At 61.8% G+C, this 2,902-nt stretch carries 3 protein-coding genes; all 3 read right to left on the bottom strand.

All coding sequences use genetic code 11. The features are described 5' to 3' along the window. Positions 1–583: cell division protein FtsX (locus ACIQ0Q_RS08665; RefSeq protein WP_395772539.1), on the bottom strand; the 583-nt coding region annotated here is incomplete at its 3' end. Next, positions 576–1,265 carry a cell division ATP-binding protein FtsE gene (locus ACIQ0Q_RS08660; RefSeq protein WP_395772538.1) on the bottom strand — a complete coding sequence of 230 codons (690 nt, stop codon included), beginning with the start codon at positions 1,263–1,265 and terminating at the stop codon, positions 576–578. The genes ACIQ0Q_RS08660 and ACIQ0Q_RS08665, both read right to left, overlap by 8 nt. 39 nt (positions 1,266–1,304) lie before the next feature. Then, positions 1,305–2,879 carry an ATP-dependent RNA helicase RhlB gene (gene rhlB / locus ACIQ0Q_RS08655; RefSeq protein WP_395772537.1) on the bottom strand — a complete coding sequence of 525 codons (1,575 nt, stop codon included), beginning with the start codon at positions 2,877–2,879 and terminating at the stop codon, positions 1,305–1,307. Between the last annotated feature and the right edge of the window lie 23 nt (positions 2,880–2,902).

Below are 2,902 nucleotides of genomic sequence, written 5' to 3'. Positions count from 1 at the left end.
TGGCAACCGCCAGCACGGCACCGCTGACGAACAGCAATGCCAGTAGCAACAGTAAGCGCTGGCCGAAAGCCAACCAGGCATCCAGGCGTTTCTGCCAGATACCGTCGTATTGCACATACTCGGCCTGTGGCAAGGCCTGCAGTCGGCCCAACAGCGCGGCTTCATCGGCGCGCGGGGTCACGATCATCACGGCAGGCAACGGATTTTCGCCGAGTACCGCAACGGCTTTTGCCAGTGCGCTGCTGTCCTTGAAGTCGGCCAAACCCTGTTCGGGCGTTTTCACCGTCACCGATGCCACATCCGCCGCGGCACGGAATTCCTCGGCGATGGCCTTGGCTTGAGCAACGCCGACCTCGGGCTGGAAAAAGACCTGGATGGCGCGCGAAGTCTGGACCTGTGTGGCCAATTGATTCATTTGCAGCATCGACCAGGCCAGCGCCAGCGGCAGAGCCAGTGCGATGGCCATCACCGCCAGCGACAGCAGACTGGAGAATGGCCGTCGCAGCAAGCGCGCGAAACTGCCGCGCAAGGCAGCGGCATGCTGCGCCCGCCAAGCAGCGAACGCGCTGTAGGATCTACTCATCAGCCAGCTCCTCCGGCGAAATATCGTCCATCAAACGGCCTTTGTCGATCACCAGCACGCGTTTTTTCATGCGTTTCACCAGCGCCAGGTCATGGCTGGCAATGACGACCGCCGTGCCCTGCGCGCACATACCAACCAACTGGTGCATGATGTCGGCAGCCAGCCCCGGATCGAGATTGCCGGTCGGCTCGTCGGCCAGCAGCAAGGCGGGCTGGGTCACCATGGCGCGCGCGATACCGACGCGCTGCTGCTCGCCGGTGGAGATGTCGGTGGAACGATGGCCAGCACGCCCGGCAAGTCCGAGACCTTGTAGCGTGTGCTGTACGCGTTGGCGGATGATTGCCGGTGCAAGTCCGGCAATCTGCAAAGGTAAAGCCACGTTGTCAAATACCGTGCGGTCCAACAGCAGACAATGATCCTGATGGACCAATCCAAGGCGGCGGCGATGCAGTGCGGCCTTGCCGCCACGAAGGCTGGCGAGGTTGCAGCCATCGAACCAGACGGCGCCGGCACTCGGGCGCTCGGACAGGTGGGCCAGTTTGAGCAAGGTACTTTTACCAGCACCGGAATGTCCGGTGATGAACACCATCTCGCCGGCCTGGACGGAAAAGCTCATATCCTCCAGGGCAAGATGGCCACCCGGATATTTTTTACTGACGCCATCGAAACGCAGAAGTGTCATCAAACACCTTCCTGAATGTATCCCGCTTAGTGTGCCGTATTACGGCTTGGGCGAGGAGGGGGTGAACCAAGATTTTATACGGGCCAGGACCGATGGTTTGGATGACACTGCCGCGGCGGCCGGAGTCTGCGACGGCGTACGTGGATTGGCATCCGAGGGTTTCCGGCGACGGCGCGGCTTGCGGGCGCTGTCGGCCGCGGATCCGCTGACACCGGCACCTGCCGGCTTTGTGGTCAGCGGGCGTTCGGCGGACGGACGGTCGCTACGCGGCTTGTCCGAGCGCGGTCGGTCGGCGCGCGGGCGCTCAGCTCGTGCACCGCTACCGCTGCGGCCGGATCTCGGGCCTCCGCGCTTGTCGGCCGGGGCATTGGCACGCACCTCGTTGAAGAGGTCGGCGATGCTTTCGCCGCTATCGGCTTTCGGCAAGGGCTGGCGCGGGATGGCCACCAACAGCTCGGAGGTGACCGGTGCGGTTGGGATTTTCTGTTCGATATAACTTTCGATTTCCGGCAGACCCTGGGCATACAGTTCGCAGGCAAAGCTGATGGCATCACCCTCGGCGCCAAGGCGGGCGGTGCGGCCGATGCGGTGCACGTAATCGGCGGCATCGAAGGGTAGGTCGAAGTTGTAGACATGGCTGACGCCGTCGATATGCAGCCCACGCGCGGCGACATCGGTCGCGACCAGAATTTCAAGCTCGCCGCGCTGGAACTTTGCCAACAACGACTGGCGTTTTTTCTGAGGCACATCGCCCGAGAGCACGCCGACCCGGTAATGCGCCTTCTCAAGCGCACGCGCAACGCGCTCGACCCAGACCTTGGTGTTGACGAACACCATGCTGCGGCTGCTTTCCACGCGTGACAGCAGACTGATCAACAACGGCAGTTTTTCTTCCATGGCCGGAAAATACAGAAGCTGGCGGACGCGCGCGGCGGTGACCGTTTCGGTTTCCACCGAAAGCTTTTCCGGATCGTTCATGTGCTCGTAGGCGAGCTCAAGCACACGGTGGCTGAGTGTGGCCGAGAACAGCAGGGTCTGGCGCTCTTCGCGGATGGGTAGCTTGCGGAGCAGATAGCGCAGGTCCTTGATGAAGCCCAAATCGAACATGCGATCGGCTTCGTCCAAGATGCAGACTTCGCAGGCATGCAACGACACCACGCCCTGTCTGACATAATCGATCAGACGGCCCGGCGTGGCGATGATGATGTCGGTGCCCTGCTCGAGCATGGCTTTCTGTTTGTCATAATCGACGCCACCATACACCAGTGCAAACTTCAGGCCGAGCCGGGCGCCGAACTGCTCGGCGTCCTTAGCGATCTGGATGGCCAGTTCACGGGTGGGTGCCAGAATCATCGCACGTGGATCGGCGGCTCGGCGGTTAGCCAGCGCCGGCTTGGTCAGCAGGCGGTTCATACAGGCGATCAGGAAGGCCAGGGTTTTCCCGGTGCCGGTCTGTGCTTGACCGGCGACATCTCGGCCGCTGAGGGCAAACGGCAGGGTCATGGCCTGGATCGGCGTGCAGCGTGAGAAGCCGGCCTGTTCCAGGCCGTCAAGCAATGCAGGAGTGATATCGAAATTGGAAAAGGCTATATCGGTCAGTGCTTTATCAGTCATTTTTGGGTTTCCGCAGCAGCCTT

The organism is Arenimonas sp. (assembly GCF_044348765.1).
In the GTDB taxonomy this organism is placed as follows: Bacteria; Pseudomonadota; Gammaproteobacteria; order Xanthomonadales; family Xanthomonadaceae; genus Arenimonas.
The sequence above is the reverse complement of the archived record's forward strand: the minus strand, read 5'-3'. Positions and strand labels throughout refer to the sequence as shown.

Bases quoted from the DNA above. Each gene is read 5' to 3' on its own strand.
- ACIQ0Q_RS08660 (WP_395772538.1), bottom strand. From the start codon at position 1,265: ATGACACTTCTGCGTTTCGATGGCGTCAGTAAAAAATATCCGGGTGGC.
- rhlB (WP_395772537.1), bottom strand. From the start codon at position 2,879: ATGACTGATAAAGCACTGACCGATATAGCCTTTTCCAATTTCGATATC.